The organism is Amycolatopsis sp. NPDC049868 (assembly GCF_044461365.1).
Taxonomy (GTDB): domain Bacteria; phylum Actinomycetota; class Actinomycetes; order Mycobacteriales; family Pseudonocardiaceae; genus Amycolatopsis.
Genome location: NZ_JBITKV010000014.1, coordinates 44,032 through 61,684 on the forward strand (window position 1 = coordinate 44,032; position 17,653 = coordinate 61,684).

Below are 17,653 nucleotides of genomic sequence, written 5' to 3' on the forward strand. Positions count from 1 at the left end.
GGCTCGAGACCGGTGACTCCCCCGCCGTCCGACCCTGCGAGCGTCGGCCAGGAACTCGGCTGGACGCCCATCGCTGAAGAAGCCGTCCGCGCCGCCAGCGTGCTGCACCCCAAGGAGGGTGCGCTCCCCCGGCCGAACCGCCGGCGAGTGCTGACGGTCGCCAACCAGAAGGGCGGCGTCGGCAAGACGACGAGCACGGTGAACCTCGCCGCCGCCCTCGCCGTCCACGGACTCAAGACGCTCGTGATCGACCTGGACCCCCAGGGCAACGCGAGCACCGCGCTCGACATCGACCACCGATCCGGTACGCCGTCAATCTACGAGGTGCTGATCGGTGAGGTGACGCTGGCCGAGGCGGCGGCGCAGAGCGAGCAGTCGCCCAACCTCTACTGCGTGCCCGCGACCATCGATCTCGCCGGTGCCGAGATCGAACTCGTCTCCATGGCGTCCCGCGAGATGCGGCTCAAGGAGGCGCTCTCGTCCGAGATCCTCGACGAGATCGGCGTCGACTACGTCTTCATCGACTGCCCGCCGTCGCTCGGCCTGCTGACCGTCAACGCGATGGTCGCCGCGCAGGAGGTGCTGATCCCGATCCAGTGCGAGTACTACGCGCTCGAAGGTCTGGGTCAGCTGCTGAGCAACATCGAGCTCGTTCAGGCGCATCTGAACCGCGAACTCAGCGTCTCCACGATTCTGCTCACCATGTACGACGGCCGGACGAAGCTGGCCGATCAGGTGACGAGCGAGGTCCGAAACCACTTCGGGGACACTGTCCTCAAGACGGTGATCCCGCGCAGTGTGAAGGTCTCCGAGGCGCCCGGGTACGGGCAGACGGTCCTCGCGTACGACCCGGGTTCGCGGGGCGCGATGAGCTACGTGGACGCCGCGAAGGAGATCGCCCAGCGCGGAGTGGAGATGAAGGAAAGGAGCGGTACGGCATGAGCGAGCGCAGAGGGGGGCTCGGGCGCGGGCTCGCCGCCCTGATCCCCACCGGTCCGCCACCGGGTTCGGCGGCTCCGGCCGAGAACGGCTCCCCTGTCCCGTCCGCTCCCGCGAGCAAACCCGCGGGGCCGGACGACAAGGGCTGGTTCGCGGCCAACGGCGCGGCCGGTTCGCACGGCGGAACGGTCGCCGGCGCGGTCTACCGCGAGGTGCCGGTCAGCCAGATCAAGCCGAACCCGAAGCAGCCGCGGCAGGTCTTCGACGAGGACGCGCTCAACGAGCTGGAGCACTCGATCCGCGAGTTCGGGCTCATGCAGCCCATCGTGGTCCGGGAGCTCGGCAACGACGAGTACGAACTCGTCATGGGCGAGCGGCGGCTGCGCGCTTCCCAGCTGGCGGAGCTGGAGGCGATCCCGGCGATCGTCCGCCAGACCGCCGACGAGGCGATGCTGCGCGACGCGCTCCTTGAGAACATCCACCGCGTTCAGCTCAACCCGCTCGAAGAAGCGGCCGCGTATCAGCAACTGCTCGACGAATTCGCGGTCACCCACGAGGAACTGGCGAGCCGGATCGGGCGCAGCCGCCCGGTCATCACGAACACGATCCGCTTGCTCAAACTCCCCCTCGCCGTCCAGCGACGGGTCGCGGCCGGGGTGCTTTCGGCGGGCCACGCGCGGGCGCTGCTCTCTCTCGAAGACGCCGAAAGTCAGGAAGAGCTGGCCGCGCGGATCGTCGCGGAGGGCATGTCGGTCCGCGCGACCGAGGAAGCCGTCACGCTCAAGAAAAGCGAAAAGCCGGCCAAGCCGAAGCCCGCTCCCCGCAAGCCGATCCAGGCGCCCGGTCTCCAGGAACTGGCGAACCGGCTCTCGGACCGGTTCGACACTCGCGTGAAGGTCGACTTGGGCCGCCGCAAGGGGCGGATCACCCTCGAATTCGGCTCGGTTGACGATCTTGAACGCATCGTGGCGCTCATGGATCAAAACCAGGCAAATCAGACACCGGAAACCGATTAGGGATCACCCCGGGTTGTTTTGTCACGGTGACGATAGCTCGGTGCTGATGACTCGGTGACGCTGAGTGCTTGAACTGGGGGCAAGTGTGAAGGGTCTGTTCGGCGGTCGAAATCCGCGCGCCGTGGTCTTCGACTGCGACGGATTGCTCATGGACACCGAGCCATGTTGGTCGGTCGTCGAGACTGAACTGTTCGCGCGGCGCCCGACGCGATGGCGGAGGCGTTCGGAGAACCGGATGCCGGCGCCGAGATCGCGGCCGAGTTGCTGAGGTTGGTGACCGAGGTCGTCACCGCGAAGGCGGAGGCGATGCCCGGCGCGCGTGAGTTGGTCGAACTGACCGCCGCCGCCGTACCGGTCGCCGTCGCGGGCAACTCGCCCCGGGCGCTGCTGGACGCCGCGCTCGTTCGCGGCGGGCTGGCGGAGATGTTTCCCGTGAAACTAGCCGCCGATGAGGTGAGCGCGCCGAAGCCGGATCCAGAGATGTACTTGACCGCTTGCGGATGGTCCCGGCGGTGACCGGCCTGCCCTTCGTCCGCTTCCAGAGCCCGACCCGCGATGAACGAGGAAACTTCACCGGGGTCTTCGGTCTCGTCAACGGGCTCGCCCGCGCCGGACGCCTCACCGTCGAGCAGGAAGCGTTCCGCCGGACGAACAACGACTGGTACGACGCGAACTTCACCAACCCCGCGCACGCCGACCCGAGCGTCTACGACCCGGAGCTCAATCCCGGGGCCGCGGCCTGGTTCAAGGCGACCGCTCGGGTCTTCATCGAGCGGGTCGACGGCTACTTGTCGATCCTGAAGATGCACGAGGTTCCCTGTGAAACTGTCTGGTCGGCGAACCCGGGACAGATCGTCTACGAGGACGAGCATCAGGTCGTAGTCGTGGCCCGGAAATAGAGAAAGGGGACTCGCCCGCGGTGGGCAAGTCCCCTTCGTCGAGTCCGGTTCAGCTCTTGCGGGAAATCGCCCGTCCGACGAGGCCTGCGAAGACCGAGCCGAGGGTGGCGCCTGCCGCCTCGATCGCCACCGGCACGATCGACGTCTCGGTGAGACCCGGTGAGGGGTTCACCGCGAGGAAGTGGACCGTGCCGTCTTCGGTGATCACCGCGTCGGTGCGCGAGATGTCGCGAAGCCCGAGTTGCCGGTGTACGGCGACGGCCAGCTCGCCGACCGCCTTGGCGGCGTCGTCGGGGATCCGCGCGGGGGTGAAGAAATCGGTCAGCCCGGCGGTGTAGCGGGCGGTGTAGTCGTACACGCCGCTCTCCGGCACGATCTCGACCGCGGGCAGTGCTTCGGGTCCCTCTTCGCCTTCGATGACCGTCACGGCCACCTCGACGCCGGAAACGAACTTCTCGGCGAGGACGGTGTCGCCGTATGCGAAGCAGCCGACCATCGCGCCGGGCATTTCCGCGGCGTCCTTGACGACCTGGGCACCCAGCGCGGATCCGCCCTGGTCGGGCTTGAGGATCATGGGCAGCCCCAGCGTATCGACCATCGAGTCCAGCACGGCTTGCGCGCCGAGCTCGCGGAAGGTGCTGTGCGGCAGCACGACCCAGTCCGGCGTGGTGAAGCCCGCGTCGGCGACGAGCGCTTTGGCCGTGGGCTTGTCCCACGCGCGGCGGCAGCCCCGCGAACTGGTGCCCACGTAAGGCACGTCGAGCATCTCCAGGACCGTCTGTACCGCACCGTTCTCCCCTTCACCACCGTGAAGGGCGACGATGGCCGCGTCGGGCCGCTGGGTGCGAAGACGTTCGAGCAGACCCGCGTCGGTGTCCCACTCCTCGACGATGAGACCTTCCGCCCGCAACGCGACCGAGAGCCGGCGTCCGGAGCGGATCGAGACATCGCGTTCGTGGGAAAGGCCGCCTGCGAGTACGGCAACGGTGCGGTCGACCACCGAGACTCCTTTGTGCTTGGGGACGTCCGGTCGATCAGACCGTGTCCGGAGAGGGGTTCTGCGGCCCCGAGATCGAGCGTGGGCTCGCGTTACCGAAGGTACGCGCCAGGTCCATTTCGGACTCGAGCACCGCGGCGAGCCGCCGGACGCCTTCGCGGATCCGTTCGGGCGTCGGGTAGCAGTAGGAAAGCCGAAGCTGTCTGCTGCCGAAACCGTCGGCGTAGAAACCGGTTCCGGAGGCGTACGCGACCCGGGCCGTGACGGCTCTCGGCAGCATCGCCTTCGTGTCCACGCCTTCGGGAACGGTCATCCAGACGTAGAAACCGCCATCGGGTTTGGTCCAGGTGCAGCCGGCGGGCATGTGCTGTTCGAGCGCGGACAGGATCGCGTCCCGGCGATCCCGGTAGTTCTCGCGGAAGGTCTTGATCTGACCCATCCAGTCGTGAGTCGAGAGGTATCGCGACACGATCAACTGGTTAAGCGTCGGCGGACAAAGCGTCGCGGACTCGGCCGCGAGTACGAGTTTCTCCCGCACGGCGTGGGGTGCGAGCACCCAGCCGACCCGCAGGCCCGAGGCGAAGGTCTTCGAAAATGAGCCCAGGTACACGACATTGTCGGGGTCGATCGAGCGGAGCGCCGGGTACGTCTGACCGCTGAAGCCGAGCAGGCCGTACGGGTTGTCCTCGATGATGAGGATGTCGTTCTCACGGCAGATCTCCACGATCTCCGCGCGCCGCTCGACGGCCAGCGTGACGCCGCCGGGATTGTGGAAGTTGGGGATCGTGTAGAGGAACTTGACCCGGCGGCCCGCCTTCCGAGTCTCCGCGAGCGCGGCGCGCAGCCCTTCGGGGACCAGGCCGTGATCGTCCATCGCGACGTGGACGACGTCCGCCTGGTACGCGGCGAAAGAGCCGAGTGCGCCGACGTACGACGGGCCTTCGGCGATGATGACGTCGCCCGGATCGCAGAACAGCCGGGTGACCATGTCGAGCCCCATCTGGGAGCCGACCGTCACCACGACGTCGTCCGGGTGGGCCTTGATGCCTTCGAGGGCCATGATTTCGCAGATCTGCTCGCGCAGGGCGGGGACGCCGTGCGCGGAGCCGTACTGGAGCGCGACCAGGCCGTCCTCGGCGATGAGCTCGCCGACCTGCGCGGACAGCGTGTCCAACGGGAGCGCGGCGAGGTTCGGCATCCCGCCGGCGAGCGATACCACCTCGGGGCGACTGGCGACCGCGAACAAGGCCCTGATCTCGGAAGCAGTCATCCCGGCCGTACGCGCGGCGTAGCGGTCGAGGTGAGGGTCGAGGTTGTGGCGGCCGGGCTCCGGCCGGACAGGGCGATTCTCGGTCATCAGGCGCTTCACCCGGCTTCGAAGTGGACATAGTCGCTACCGACTGGTAGTTCCATCGAGTGTAACCACCCTCCCTTGAGGGGCCCTGGCCTTCCGGTGTTCATCACATCGGCCTATCCTCGGTCAGGACCCCTTCGGTGAGCCCTGCTCGGGACAAGGCTGCGTGGGGTGTCGTCATTCAGGGAGGTCTGTCTGTGTCGCGTCGCGTCGTGGGCGTAACCCTGGACAACCTCGAGCACCTGCCCAAGAGCTGCCGCCGCTGCGTGTACTGGGAGCTGGCGCCGCATATGAAGGCGCAGGCCGAGGAATACGGCGCGACCGAGGTCGAAAAGGAAGCTTGGGTTTCCAGCGTGCTGCTGGAGTGGGGTTCCTGCGGCCGGATCGTCTACAGCGACACCTTGCCCGTCGGTTTCGTGCTCTACGCGCCGCCGAACGCCGTCCCGCGCTCGCTGGCCTTCCCGACTTCGCCGCCCGGCCCGGACGCGGTCCTGCTGACCGCCTTCCAGGTCCTTCCCGAGTTCCAAGGTGGCGGACTCGGCCGGATGCTGGTGCAGGCCGTCGCGAAGGATCTGACCAAACGTGGTGTCCGCGCGATCGAAGCGTTCGGGGACGCCAAGCCCGACGAGACCGATCCGGACGGCGGCCACAGCTGCGTGCTGCCCGCCGCGTTCCTGCAGAGCGTCGGATTCAAGACCGTGCGGCCGCATCCGCGGTGGCCGCGGCTACGGCTGGAACTGCGGTCGGCGATTTCGTGGAAGGAAGACGTGGAGGCAGCCCTCGAACGGCTGCTCGGCCAGGTCTCCATCACGACGGCCGAGCCGAGCCTGGGCCGCGCCTGACCCTCTCGTCTTTCTGGACGGGTACCTTCCGCTTGCCATGAACGATCCTTTCCTTGCAAATTTCGCAAGGAAAGGACCGTTCCTAGCGCTCGAGTGAGCCGTCTAGCAGAGTTTTCGAGCGCGCGCAGCAGCCATCCCCCGGGTTGGGGACAGCTGTGGGTAACCCGCCGAGTTATCCACAGATCGCTGATAGGAGCGGTGGAAAATCTGTGGATGGGTAGGCTGGACCTGGGGACGCCCCCCCGGGAAGGGCGGGGGCTGCGCGCCGGGTTGATCTAGGGGTGGCGTGATCGGCCGCGGGGGCACACAACCGGTTGTGCCGAGGGCGTCGGCAGAACGATGTGCGCCCGCGTGCGGGTGTGGAGGACTGGCTACTCCGCTTTGGCGAGTTCGTGGGCCAGGACGTCCGCGAAGGTGAACGTGCCGGTCGGCTGGTCCCCTTCACCAAGGAGGTACAGGCGCTTCACGGCGACCAGGATGCCTTCGGCGACGACGTCGCGGAAAGCCGGGTCCGCCAGTTTGCGGCTGTCTTCCGGGTTGGTCAGGTAGCCGATCTCGATCCGCACCGCCGGGCAGCGGGTGCGGGTGAAGATCTCCCAGGTCTTGTAGTGCGTGCGGCAGTCGAGCATGCCGGTGCGGGCGGCCAGTTCGCGCTGGATGAAGCCCGCCAGCAGCTCGCCGACGGTCGACGTGGTGCCGTTGCCGGTGCCGAAGTGGAAGCTCGCGACCCCCTGCGCCTTGGGCGAGGGGTTCTTGTCGTTGTGCAGCGAAAGGAACAGGTCGGCGCCCGCCTCGTTCGCGAACTTCGCCCGGTCGCCCTCGCTCGGGCTCTGGTTCGGGCCGCGCGAGATCAGCGCCTCCATGCCGGTGGCCTGCATCCGGCCTTCGAGCCGCCGTGCCAGGTCCCAGGCGATGTCCGCCTCACGCAGGCCGCCGGCGACGACGCCGAGGTCCTCACCGCCGTGGCCCGGGTCGATCACGATGCGCTTACCACGCAGCCGGGGGCCCGCCTGCCGCACCTGCTCCTGCTCACGCAGGAAAACGGGACGGCCGCCGCGGGCACGCGGCGAGGAGAGCCGGTGCAGCTCACGGATGGTGGCCGGACCGCACATACCGTCGGCGACCAGGCGCATGTCGCGCTGGAAAGTCTTGAGCGCGCGTTCGGTCTGCGGGCCGAAGTGCCCGTCCGGGCGGCCGGCGTCGAAACCGAGTTCGGTCAGCCGCTCCTGGAGCGCGAAGACGTCGTCACCCTGCATGGGGGCGGAGAACATGTAGGTCAGCGGGCGGCTGCCCAAATGGAAGCCCGCGCCGCGAAGCGCCTGGTAGGTCGCCGGACCCACCAGACCGTCGGTGATGAGCCCACGGCGCTGCTGGAACGCTCGAACGGCGTGTTCCATCGCCGTGTCGAAGACCTCGTACTCCCCGGATTCGGTCACCGGCGGGAGCAGCTCCATCGCCGCCAGCGTGGACCTGATCTCGGCGACGTCCGGTCCGGCGTCACCGCGGCGGAGTACCCGCATGCACTCCTCGCTCTTCCCTTTGGGGCACCGATCGAGCTCGATGCGCGACTGTGAAAACCCTGCGGGGCGAACCCCGGTGCTCTATTGTGCCCTGTGAACTCTCGGTGAGCGCGGAGGCCCGGTCGGTGCGTCAAGTCGCCGTTCGTGGAACTCGTCCAGGCGTTCCCGTAACAGGGAGTTTTACCCAATCCGAAGAACGACGAAACCCGGAGCCTGGGCAGGCCCCGGGTTTCGGCAGGTGAAACGCGAGATCAGAGGACGTCGGCGAGGTCCGAGAGCAGCGCGGCCTTCGGCTTGGCGCCGACGATCTGCTTCACCGGCTTGCCGCCCTGGAACAGGATCAGCGTCGGGATCGACATCACCTGGTAGTCACGCGCAGTGTTCGGGTTGGCATCGATGTCGAGCTTCGCGATGGTCAGCTTCTCGCCGTTCTCCGCGGCGATCTCCTCGAGCACCGGGGCGACCATCTTGCACGGGCCGCACCAGGTCGCCCAGAAGTCGACCAGGACGGGCTTCTCGCTCGTCAGCACGTCGTCGACGAACGTCTTGTCGGTCACCGTCACGGTGTTGGCCATGGTGTCTCCTTCTGGGTGGTGAACGGGCTGGGAAAAGTCAGTTGGTGGTGGCGCCGTAGCCGCCGCCGACCAGCTCAGGGGTCTCCTGGGCGGTCTCGACACCGGCGTGCTCCGCCAGCCATCGTTCTGCATCGATGGCGGCCGCGCAGCCCGAGCCCGCGGCGGTGATCGCCTGCCGGTACGTGCGGTCGACCAGGTCGCCCGCCGCGAAGACACCGGGGAGGTTCGTGTACGAGGTCCGGCCCTGGGTGAGCACGTAGCCGTCCTCGTCGAGGTCCACCTGACCGCGCACCAGTTCGCTGCGCGGGTCGTGACCGATCGCGACGAAGAACCCCGTCACGTCGAGCTTGGACTCCTCGCCGGTCACCGTGTCCTTGAGCGTCAGGCCCTCGACCTTGCCTTCACCCTCGACTCCGGTGATCTGCTTGTTGAGCGCCCACTTGATCTTCTCGTTCTCGCGGGCACGCTCCAGCATGATCTTGGAGGCGCGGAACTCCTCGCGGCGGTGGACGATCGTGACGGACTTGGCGAACTTCGTCAGGAAGGTCGCCTCCTCCATCGCGGAGTCGCCGCCGCCCGCGACCACGATGTCGTGGTCGCGGAAGAAGAAGCCGTCGCAGGTGGCGCAGGCCGAAACACCGCGGCCGAGCAGCTCCTGCTCGCCGGGCACGTTCAGATAGCGGGCGGCGGCACCCATCGAGAGCACGACCGCGCGGGCCGCGTAACGCTTGCCGTTCGCGACGACGTACTTGACGTCACCGGTCAGCTCGACGGACTCGACGTCCTCCTGACGCAGGTCGGCGCCGAAACGCTTCGCCTGCTCGCGCATCTCTTCCATGAGGTCGGGACCCTGGATGCCTTCGCGGAAGCCCGGGAAATTCTCGACCTCCGTCGTCGTCATCAGCGCACCGCCGAACTGAGTGCCCTCGAACACCAGCGGTTCGAGCTGCGCTCGTGCCGCGTAGACAGCGGCGGTGTATCCCGCAGGACCCGATCCCACAATGATCAGGTTCCTGATCTCCTCGGCAGCCACCCGTGACCTCCGCTCGTAGTGACCTGTTCACCAGGCTCAACACGATCGTAAGGGCCGGTGTTCCCGTGGTGACCGGCGCTACTTTCTCCCGCCTTGCGCCACGGCGGAGATCCGACCTCTAGCGCCGCTAGAAAACCTAGCGTGGTAGCAAAGGTCCCTCGCTCCCCCCGAAATGGGGGTGGTGGGGAGCGAGGGACCAGTGAGGTTTCGGCCGGTTACTTGGCTCCGATGATTTTGTCGAAGAGGACCGCCGGGTTGCCCGGGCCGCAGTCGGCACCGAAGGCGACGATGCGGAACTGGGCGAGTTTGCCTGTGGTGTAGATCACCATCACGCCGTCCTTGCCCGCGACGTTCACCGGCCGGATGCCCTCCGGCCGTACGTCGGCGTCCATTCCGGCCGCGGCGACGCAGGCGTCAAGGCGCTCTTCGGTCTTCAGCGGGCCGAAGTCGCGGACGCCGATCGCCTTGCCGACGAGGGCTTCGGCCCCTCCGCCGTCTCCGCCGACCGAAGGTCCGGCAGGAGCCGACGGTGCGGGCTGGGCGACACCGCCCGTACTCGGCTCCTGAGTGGTCGGGACAACGATTGCCACGGCGGCGATGGCCGCCGCGGCCACGGTCGCTATCCCGGCGCCCCAGCCGATCCGCTTGTTCCGCCGCCGCCGTGCGGCCGCGAGGTCCACCACCGGGGCGACCTGCTCCTGCTGCCTTTCAGATGCGCCTTGAAACGCAGGCGACACCCGCATTTCGGCGGCCAGCGCGGCGTCGAGCCGTGCCGCGTACTCCGCCGGCATCGGAGCGACCGGCTCGTTCGCGAGCTCCGCGAGGTCGGCCGTGGTCGCTTCCAGTGCTTCGATGATCGCCAGTGCTTCGGGGTCGGCGTTCACCAACGGCCACAGTTCGGCCGCCTCACGCTCGTCCAGCACACCTGCGTGCAGGTCGGCGAGCACATCGACAGACCACGGCGGACCGACGGTCCCACCGATCCCCCTGCTCTCGTCTGTCATCGTCCCTCCCCGTCACCCGGCGTGCCCTGAGGACGCCTGGCACCCCGTTGCGGGGTAGCGCGCTCTCGTTTGCTTTCGTGAGTTGGGACGTTCGCAATAGCATCGGGGTTCCGTAGATGTCCGAGAACCTTCGCGAGCTTTCCGCGACCTCGGGCACACCGGCTCTTGACCGTGCCCTCGGCGATGCCGAGCATCTTCGCCGTCTCAGCGACGGAGTATCCCTCGACGTCGACCAACACGATCGGGGCACGTTGCTCGTCGGGGAGCTGATCGAGGGCTTCCTTGACGACCAGGCTCGTCTCGCGCTCGGACATCGAGTCGCGCGGCGAGGCGGGTTCGTTGAACTGCCCGGTCTCGGGCAGCGGAACGGTCGGTCTGGCCTTGCCCCGCCGGATGCGGTCGAGGCACGCGTTCACGACGATGCGGTGCAACCACGTCGTGACCTGCGATTCCGCTCTGAAGTTGCCCGCTGCTCGGAACGCGGAGATAAAGGCGTCCTGCAGGGCGTCCGCGGCTTCTTCCGGATCCCGCAAGGTGCGCAGGGCTACCGCCCACATGCGGTCTCGATGTCGCTGGACCAGTTCACTGAACGCGTGCGGGTCCCCAGCGGCGTGCGCCGCTATGAGATCCGCGTCCGTGGGAGCTGCAGCTGTCACCCGAGAGAGCCTACTGACCCGGTGTCTGAGGTCACCCCGCAGGCAGGAAGGTCAGCTCTTTGAGTTCGGTGAGGAACTTGCCCTCGTCATCTTCACCCAGCTGAGTGATCCAGACGATGAAGTATTGACCCTGCTGAGGCTGCTGCAACGCGATGGTCGATTCACCCGCCGCGAGGTCCCCGCTCCCGACGACCTTCGTCTCTTCGAGCTTCGGGTTCTTCTTGTCGGCGGAGCGGATCTCGACCTTCGAGCCCGGGCTGGCCGCGTCGATCTTGACCTGGCTGAGGTTGATCGGGTCCTTGAAGGTCACGACCAGTCCGACGCCGTCCTTGAGCACCGGGAACTGCTTGTCGTACTGGTCGGTCTTCCACGAGGTGACCGCGTCACCGTCGGTGGTGTTCCTGGCCCTGCCGGGGCTGTCGCCCTTGCCGCCCGGGTTGTAGACGGCGACGGCCGACGGCTTCACCGCGGCACCCACCGCGGGCGCAGGCGGCTTCTGCACCGGTGGCGGCTGCTCGCCCGAAGGCGGCACGACCTGCGAGGACGACGCGGCGACGTTGATCTTCGGGCCGCTGGACTTCGACTCGCCCTGGAACAGGTTGATCAGCATCATCCCGCCCCAGGCGAGGATGACCACGGTCGCGACGACCAGCACGGTCACGCCGAGCGCCAGCTTCTTGCGCCGCGCGACGTCCTTGACCGGCTTCTTCGTCGTCCAGACCGTGCCGTCCGATTCGGCGACGGCCTCTTCCTCGCCGACGGCCTTGATCAGCTGGGTGCGTTCTTCGGCTTCGGCGACCTGGTCCAGCACGCGCAGGATGGCCGCGCTGGTGCGGATGCCGCCGTGGCCGCCGTCCTCGATGGTGCGGACGGCGAGTGAGGACAGCTCGACCGGGACCGTCGGGACCAGCGAACGCGGCGGGATGACGCGTCCGGTCGGCGCGTGCGGCGCCGCGGGGATCGCGGCCGGGCCACCGGGCAGGGCCCACCGGCCGGTCAGCAGCAGATACAGGACTGCGCCGAGTGCTTTGACGTCGTCGCGAAGGGTCGCTTCAGGCAGCGGGCCGGGGAAGGCGAGCTTCAGCGCGCCGTCCGGGGTGAGCCGCAGGCGCTGCGGGTGGTCGAGGCCGAGGACGAGACCGTTCTGGTGGGCGTGGTCGACGGCTTCCGCCAGCGCCTGCACCATCCGGGCGGCCGCGGCGGGCGCCACCGGCCGCTGCGCGACCAGGTCGACCAGGTCGCTGCCCTTGGTCCATTCCGCCACGACGACACCGAGCAGACCTTCGCTCGAGGTGACGCCGCTGCCGAGACTGAGCACGTCGAGGACGCGCGCGACCCCGCCGTGACCGAACTTCGAGGCGTGCGCGGCACGCTCCAGCGTCCGGCGCGCGAGCCGTGCGGCCTCCGCGTCCGCGGGGTCGCCGACCAGCAGCGTCAGCGCCACGTCCCGCTTCAGCTGCCCGTCACGGGCACGCCAAAGATGCGCGGCCGCCCGCTCGTCCACCCCGAACTGTGCGAGCAGGCGATACCGGCCGTCACCGACGACCCGGCCAGGGGCCAGCGACCCGCCTTGGGCCCGGATGCCCACCTGGCTCGCCTCCCCTGCCTGTTCGCTCCGTCTCGTATCCACCGCACTCTCCCGCGTAGCTCCCGCCCCGAGGGTACCCAGAATACGACCCGTGAACGCGCGCCATCCGTACGTGAATCGTTATCCGCGCTTGATCAACCGGGTGATCCTCGCCGTGGCGGGCTTCAATTCCTCGACCTTCAAGGCGATGAGCACGCCGAACGACACCACGATCCCGACCACCGTCTGCAGGAGAAGTTTCACCCAGGCCTGGAAAGTAGGCCCGAACGAGTCAGGCACGATCTGCCCGGCGAGCCACGCCGCGCCGACCCCGAGCACACTCGCGACGACCGTGAAGAGGATCACCCCGAGGACTCGCTTGCTCCGGAGGTTTCCGAGGGTCACCCACAGCCAGACCTGACCGAGGATCGCGCCGACGACGAAGGTGAGGCCGTTGACCATCATCACGCCGAGCACGATGTTGTCCGGCGAGAGCAGCGCCGGGCACAGGTACAGCAGCGGCACCTTGACCACGGTCATCACGATCATGATCAGCACCGGCGTCCGCGCGTCCTTCATCGCGTAGAACACCCGCATTTGCAGCATGACCAGCGCGTACGGCAGCAGCGCGAACGCGGAGATGGCCAGCGCCTCACCCATGCGCGACGCGTCCTCGACCGTGCCCTTGCCCAAGGTGAACAGGGCGATACCGACCGAACCGCCCACCACGGTCATCACCGCGGAGATCGGCACGAGCATCACCGTCGAGATCCGCGACGCGTAGGAGAGGTCGCCGATCAGCTTCTTGTGGTCGCCGTCCGCGGCCGCCCGGCTCATCCTCGGCATGATCGCGGTCAGCAGCGACACCCCGATGACGCCGTACGGCAGCTGGAAGAGCAGCCACGCGTTGCTGTACGCGGTCACACCGCCCTGCGAACCGCTGGTCAGCACCCGGGTGGTGATCGTGTAGCCGACCTGGCTGACCGCGACGTAGCCGACGGTCCACAGCGCGAGCCCGCCGAACTCCTTCATGCGCTTGTCGATGCCCCAGCGCCATTTGAACTTGAACCCGGACCGCAGCAGCGGCGGGATCAGCAGCACCGACTGCGCCACGATGCCCGAGGTCACGCCGATGCCCAGGGTCAGCACCTTCGGGTCGGTGATCGACACCGGATCGGTGGAGATGTTCCCGGGCATGATCCACACGACGAGGATCGTGAAGATGACGACGAGGTTGTTGATCACCGGCGCCCACGCCGTCGGGCCGAAGATGTTCTTCGCGTTCAGCACCGCCGAGAGCAGCGCGAACACACCGTAGAAGAAGATCTGCGGCAGCAGCAGGTACGCGAACGCGGTGACCAGCTCGGGATTCGCCTGCCCCTTGTCGTCGACGTAGAGCTTGGTGATCAACGGTGCCGCGAACACGGCGATCGCCGTCCCGGCCACGAGCAGCGTGCCCGCCACCGTGACCAGCCGCTGGGTGTAGGCCTCGCCGCCGTCCTTGTCGTCCTGCGACCGCACGAGCAGCGGGACCACGAGACTGGACAGCACGCCGCCCATCAGCAGTTCGAAGATGATGTTCGGCATGGTGTTGGCGACGTTGAACGAGTCGTTCTCCACCTGGGCGCCGATGGCCGCGACCAGCAGCAGCTTCCACGCGAAGCCGGTGATACGGCTGATGAGCGACGCGATCGCCATCCGGCCACTGGACTTCGCGATCGACGGCGCCTTCGCCGGGGCCGCGACGTCTTGTTCGCCCGTGTCCCCCGGCCGCGGTTTGACCAGCGGCGCGTCCTTGATCGCCGGCATGACCTGCGTGGCGAGCTGGTCGTACGGGCGGAGGACGTCGGGGTCGGCGACCGGCCAGCGTGAACCCATCGGGACGCCGGGGGTGCGCGGGATGAACCGCGTCGCGTCGGCTTCGTCGCGCCGGTCGACCTGCCACGGGCGGACCGGCGGCGGCTGGCGGCGCCCACGATGCGGCGGGGGCGGTGTCTGATGGAGGGCCTGCGGCGCCTGGGAAGGCTGGGGTGCGGCCGGACGGCGCGGCGCCTGGTTCTGCGACGGCTGCGGCAGCGGCGGTCCCTGCGGAGGCGGCACCGGCTGACGACGGGTCGGCGGAGGCGGCGTCCCCTGTCCGGGGGGCATTTGCCGCGGCGGCGGGCCCTGGGGTGCCCTCAGCCGTCGCGTTTCGTCGTCGGGACGGCCCGCCACCCGCTGGCGGCGACCGTCCGGCGGCTGCTGGGGAGGCGGCGGCACGGCCCGCCGCGGGCGCTCACCGCGTTCGGGCGGGGGCTGCTGCGGGGGCGGTGGCTGACGACGCTCCGGACGGCGTGCCGGTCCGTCGGTACGGCGGGGCGGTGGCGGAGTACCTTCGCGCCGGGGACGGCCTGCACGCTCGGGCGGTACACCCGGCTCTCTTTCCAACGCGTGCCCAATCCTCGGTGCTCGGCTACGTGATGCCCGGCGGCATCGTTCGACCCAGGGTAATCGGGAACGGCCGGAAACACTTAAACCTGTGCGTCCTCGGTCACACGTGGGGTGGTTTCGTTCGCCCGATCGGCCCGCGAGTCCTTGATCCTCCGGTAGATCCGCCGGGACGACAGGAGCAGCAGCGCACCCGCCGCGGTGATGGTGATGATGATGGTGATCGCGCCGTACTCCGTGGAGGTCAGCTCGAACCGCGCGTCGGAACCGAGCGGGGTCCCGTCGGGCGTGGTCAGCGCCACGTCGACGCTGAACCGGCCCGCTCGCAGCGCCTCGACCGGGAGCAGCTGGTTGATGGCGCCGTTCGCCGGGACGGTCCGCTCCGGGACCGCTTCGGTGGGGCGCAGGCCCACGTTGTTCTTGAGCACGGTGCGGACGTTGACGCCGACCGGAAGGCCGTTGGTGATGTACGCGGGCAGGGGCGACGCGCCGGAGGCCAGCGCGATCGTCTGCTTCGGCCGCTCCACGGTGACCTGGCTGCGGATCGCTTCGAGATCGCCGCGGGCGTTGCCGGTGACGATCGCGGCGTCCGCGCCACGCCACGAGGTCGACGCGGCCCGGATGAGGGCGAGCCGGACCGGGGCGATCACGTCGGCCGGGTTCACTCGTTTGGTCGCATCCATCGTCATCGCCGACGACAGGCCCAGCGTCTCGTTGTCGATCTGGGACATCTTCGCGGTGACCTCACCGCTGGTCGCGGCCGTCAGATCCTGCGGGTCGTAGTTGACCGACGCCGTCCCGGACGGGTCGTCGCCGAGCAGCTCGGGCAACGGCGCCGGCTTGATCAGACCGGCGGTGTAGAAGTCGCCCATCCGCTCCAGGAACGTGGTGAGTTCGGTGCCGGTCGCGGCCCAGTGCCGCGGCGGCGCGATCAGCAGCCGCGAGCGCGACGGCCCCTCGGCCTGCCCGCCGAGCCCCGCCCGGAAGGCGATGGCGCCGAGCCCGTTCTGGGTGGATCCCGAGCCGTTCAGGGCGGACGAGATCAGCGCGTCGATCGGCTGCGCGCGCAGGTCCGTTCCCTCGATCGACACCCCGCCCGAAAGCGGCGAGCCGGACTGGAGCTTGCCCGAATCGGTCAGCACGGTCTTGACGCCGGCCTTGCCGATCGCTTCGACGGTCTGCGAGTCGAGGGCGCCGCCTGGCCAGAGCACGCCGTCCTGCGGCTGGATGCCGAGCAGGTTCTTGATCGTCCCCGCGCCGCCCAGCGCGCTCGCCAGGAGCGCGGTGTCGGTGGCGTCGCCCGCGCGGACCTTCGTCAGCGCGGTGAGGTCGGCGTCGGCGAACGGGAGGGTGACCACGCACCGGCCCGCGACCAAGGCCTTCAGCCTGCCGAGCCAGTTCTTCGCGGTCTCGACGCCCTTGCCGGGAACACCGCCCGCGACCTGATAGCCGCGGGTCATCCCGTCGACGGTCGCGACCAGGTCGGGGTCGATGGCCAGGCACAACGACGACGAGACCTTCGTGTCGGCCTCGGCCGCCCGCGCCGCCTCGACCAGCGAGTCCAGCCGCCCGCCGGCGGCCAGTTCGCCGGCGAGCCGTTCGTCCGCCAGGGTCAGCGGGCCGCCGAGCGGCGACGAGACGACGTGCACGGTGCTGTTCGCGATCGGCCACAGCAGGCTCGTGGACGGTGCCGACGGTGGACGTGACGCGGGAGGCTTGCCGGGGACACCGAGTACCGGCATCAGCAGGGTGACCGCCGCGAGCCGTTCGGGGCCGCCGAAGTCCGGGGTGCCGTTGACGTTGACCAGCAGCGGGTACACGCCCGGCCTCGGGAACTGCAGCTTCGACGACTGGCCGAGCGGTACGGACAGGTTCAGCGCGGCGCTCTGCCCCGGCTCCAGTTCGTCCGGTTCGAGGTCGACGAACTCGGTCGCCGCGAGGTCCTTGAACTTGTCACCGGCGAGGACGTCGCCGATCTGCTGTTCGTTCTGCAGCCGGGTGCCCAGTTGCAGCCGGACGCCCAGCTTGCTGATCCGCCGGTCGCCGATGTTGGTGACGCGGCCGGCGACCGTGAGCGAAGCCGAGGTCGTGGTGAGCACGCGGGGGTTCAGCTGGTCGAGGTCCACGCGCAGCCGAGGCTGTTCCTGTGCCTGCGCGACCGCGACGGGCAACGCGGACAGGGCCAGGAACAGGATCGACAGGACAGTGGCGGCAAGCCGCTTCACTCAGGTGCTCCCTCGGCGGTGTGCTGTTGCTGCGCGAAGAGTTCTTTGGCCTTCCGGACCAGCTTGCGCTCGTCGGAGTAGGCGAGTTTGGTCTCCAGGTCGGCGAGCGGCACCCAGGCGACCTCGGTCACCTCGACATCCTCGTCCGAAAGTTCGCCGCCGGTGGATTCCAGGATGAAATGGTGCACCGTCTTGTGCACGCGCCGTCGCTCGGCCACGAACCAGTAGTCGATGGTGCCGAGGGGCTGCAGGACCCGCGCGGAGATGCCGGTCTCCTCCTTCACCTCGCGCACAGCCGTCTGCTCCACCGTCTCACCGTCCTCGATGTGGCCCTTCGGCAGCGACCACAGCAGTCTGCCGTGCCGGTCGAGCCGCCCGATCAGCGCGGCGTTCGTCCGGTCGGCGTCGACGACGAGTCCACCGGCCGAGGTTTCGTCGACCGTGGTCAGCCGCCGCCCCCGCCTGCGCCTCCGCCGGCGGCCCGGCTTCGAAGCGCCGGAGCGGCCGGCTGATCCAGACATGCTGCGATGCTAGAGCAAACGGCGGTACGGGTACGCTGGCTCACCGTGCCCGTGTTGGGCCGGGCCGTAGTAGTACAT

17 protein-coding genes are annotated in these 17,653 nt (G+C 68.6%); 5 read left to right on the forward strand and 12 right to left on the reverse strand.

Going from position 1 to position 17,653, the window contains the following annotated elements; genetic code table 11:
* Positions 1–12 precede the first annotated feature (12 nt).
* The 4 genes from ACIBTM_RS38350 (at position 13) to ACIBTM_RS38365 (ending at position 2,854) form a co-directional block, all read left to right on the forward strand.
* Positions 13–942 carry a ParA family protein gene (locus tag ACIBTM_RS38350; RefSeq protein WP_395882047.1) on the forward strand — a complete coding sequence of 310 codons (930 nt, stop codon included), beginning with the start codon at positions 13–15 and terminating at the stop codon, positions 940–942.
* Positions 939–1,955 (forward strand): ParB/RepB/Spo0J family partition protein, encoded by a 1,017-nt coding sequence (locus ACIBTM_RS38355; protein WP_395882048.1) that lies wholly within the window; start codon positions 939–941, stop codon positions 1,953–1,955. The genes ACIBTM_RS38350 and ACIBTM_RS38355 overlap by 4 nt, the downstream gene beginning before the upstream one ends.
* 210 nt (positions 1,956–2,165) lie before the next feature.
* Positions 2,166–2,471, forward strand: coding sequence for an HAD family hydrolase (locus ACIBTM_RS38360; protein WP_395882049.1), 306 nt, complete (start codon positions 2,166–2,168; stop codon positions 2,469–2,471).
* Positions 2,468–2,854, forward strand: a complete 387-nt coding sequence (locus ACIBTM_RS38365) for a hypothetical protein (RefSeq protein ID WP_395882050.1) — start codon at positions 2,468–2,470, stop codon at positions 2,852–2,854. The genes ACIBTM_RS38360 and ACIBTM_RS38365 overlap by 4 nt, the downstream gene beginning before the upstream one ends.
* A 49-nt stretch (positions 2,855–2,903) precedes the next feature.
* Here the strand turns inward: ACIBTM_RS38365 and ACIBTM_RS38370 are convergent, their stop codons facing one another.
* Entirely contained in the window at positions 2,904–3,854 is a 951-nt protein-coding gene (locus ACIBTM_RS38370; protein WP_395882051.1) for a D-alanine--D-alanine ligase, read from the reverse strand.
* 34 nt (positions 3,855–3,888) lie between these two features.
* On the reverse strand, positions 3,889–5,208 hold the full coding sequence (locus ACIBTM_RS38375; RefSeq protein WP_395882052.1) for a PLP-dependent aminotransferase family protein: 1,320 nt from the start codon (positions 5,206–5,208) through the stop codon (positions 3,889–3,891).
* Positions 5,209–5,402: 194 nt separating this feature from the next.
* On the opposite strand from ACIBTM_RS38375, the gene ACIBTM_RS38380 reads away from it, so the two are divergent.
* On the forward strand, positions 5,403–6,047 hold the full coding sequence (locus ACIBTM_RS38380; protein WP_007032251.1) for an N-acetyltransferase: 645 nt from the start codon (positions 5,403–5,405) through the stop codon (positions 6,045–6,047).
* 371 nt (positions 6,048–6,418) lie between these two features.
* Here the strand turns inward: ACIBTM_RS38380 and ACIBTM_RS38385 are convergent, their stop codons facing one another.
* The 10 genes from ACIBTM_RS38385 to ACIBTM_RS38430 all read right to left on the reverse strand — a co-directional run bounded on the left by ACIBTM_RS38385 (position 6,419) and on the right by ACIBTM_RS38430 (position 17,575).
* Positions 6,419–7,567 (reverse strand): N-acetylmuramoyl-L-alanine amidase, encoded by a 1,149-nt coding sequence (locus ACIBTM_RS38385; RefSeq protein ID WP_007032252.1) that lies wholly within the window; start codon positions 7,565–7,567, stop codon positions 6,419–6,421.
* Positions 7,568–7,818: 251 nt separating this feature from the next.
* A complete protein-coding gene (gene trxA, locus ACIBTM_RS38390; RefSeq protein ID WP_007032253.1) occupies positions 7,819–8,142 on the reverse strand; it encodes a thioredoxin in 324 nt (107 codons plus the stop codon).
* Between the two features lie 37 nt (positions 8,143–8,179).
* Positions 8,180–9,175 (reverse strand): thioredoxin-disulfide reductase, encoded by a 996-nt coding sequence (gene trxB, locus ACIBTM_RS38395; RefSeq protein WP_395882053.1) that lies wholly within the window; start codon positions 9,173–9,175, stop codon positions 8,180–8,182.
* A 215-nt stretch (positions 9,176–9,390) separates the two neighbouring features.
* Positions 9,391–10,179 (reverse strand): hypothetical protein, encoded by a 789-nt coding sequence (locus tag ACIBTM_RS38400; protein ID WP_395882054.1) that lies wholly within the window; start codon positions 10,177–10,179, stop codon positions 9,391–9,393.
* Positions 10,176–10,835 carry an RNA polymerase sigma factor SigM gene (gene sigM, locus ACIBTM_RS38405; RefSeq protein ID WP_395882055.1) on the reverse strand — a complete coding sequence of 220 codons (660 nt, stop codon included), beginning with the start codon at positions 10,833–10,835 and terminating at the stop codon, positions 10,176–10,178. Before sigM ends, ACIBTM_RS38400 begins: the two co-directional genes overlap by 4 nt.
* A 31-nt stretch (positions 10,836–10,866) precedes the next feature.
* Positions 10,867–12,423 (reverse strand): protein kinase family protein, encoded by a 1,557-nt coding sequence (locus tag ACIBTM_RS38410; RefSeq protein WP_395882179.1) that lies wholly within the window; start codon positions 12,421–12,423, stop codon positions 10,867–10,869.
* Between the two features lie 120 nt (positions 12,424–12,543).
* Positions 12,544–14,502 (reverse strand): murein biosynthesis integral membrane protein MurJ, encoded by a 1,959-nt coding sequence (gene murJ / locus ACIBTM_RS38415; RefSeq protein WP_395882056.1) that lies wholly within the window; start codon positions 14,500–14,502, stop codon positions 12,544–12,546.
* A gap of 77 nt (positions 14,503–14,579) precedes the next feature.
* Positions 14,580–14,813 (reverse strand): hypothetical protein, encoded by a 234-nt coding sequence (locus ACIBTM_RS38420; protein ID WP_395882057.1) that lies wholly within the window; start codon positions 14,811–14,813, stop codon positions 14,580–14,582.
* A gap of 99 nt (positions 14,814–14,912) precedes the next feature.
* A complete protein-coding gene (locus ACIBTM_RS38425; protein ID WP_395882058.1) occupies positions 14,913–17,054 on the reverse strand; it encodes a DUF6049 family protein in 2,142 nt (713 codons plus the stop codon).
* A complete protein-coding gene (locus ACIBTM_RS38430) occupies positions 17,051–17,575 on the reverse strand; it encodes an NUDIX hydrolase (protein ID WP_395882059.1) in 525 nt (174 codons plus the stop codon). Before ACIBTM_RS38430 ends, ACIBTM_RS38425 begins: the two co-directional genes overlap by 4 nt.
* Between the last annotated feature and the right edge of the window lie 78 nt (positions 17,576–17,653).

Bases quoted from the DNA above. Each gene is read 5' to 3' on its own strand.
- ACIBTM_RS38385 (WP_007032252.1), bottom strand. From the start codon at position 7,567: ATGCGGGTACTCCGCCGCGGTGACGCCGGACCGGACGTCGCCGAGATC.
- ACIBTM_RS38355 (WP_395882048.1), top strand. From the start codon at position 939: ATGAGCGAGCGCAGAGGGGGGCTCGGGCGCGGGCTCGCCGCCCTGATC.
- ACIBTM_RS38400 (WP_395882054.1), bottom strand. From the start codon at position 10,179: ATGACAGACGAGAGCAGGGGGATCGGTGGGACCGTCGGTCCGCCGTGG.
- trxA (WP_007032253.1), bottom strand. From the start codon at position 8,142: ATGGCCAACACCGTGACGGTGACCGACAAGACGTTCGTCGACGACGTG.
- ACIBTM_RS38375 (WP_395882052.1), bottom strand. From the start codon at position 5,208: ATGACCGAGAATCGCCCTGTCCGGCCGGAGCCCGGCCGCCACAACCTC.
- ACIBTM_RS38360 (WP_395882049.1), top strand. From the start codon at position 2,166: ATGGCGGAGGCGTTCGGAGAACCGGATGCCGGCGCCGAGATCGCGGCC.
- ACIBTM_RS38430 (WP_395882059.1), bottom strand. From the start codon at position 17,575: ATGTCTGGATCAGCCGGCCGCTCCGGCGCTTCGAAGCCGGGCCGCCGG.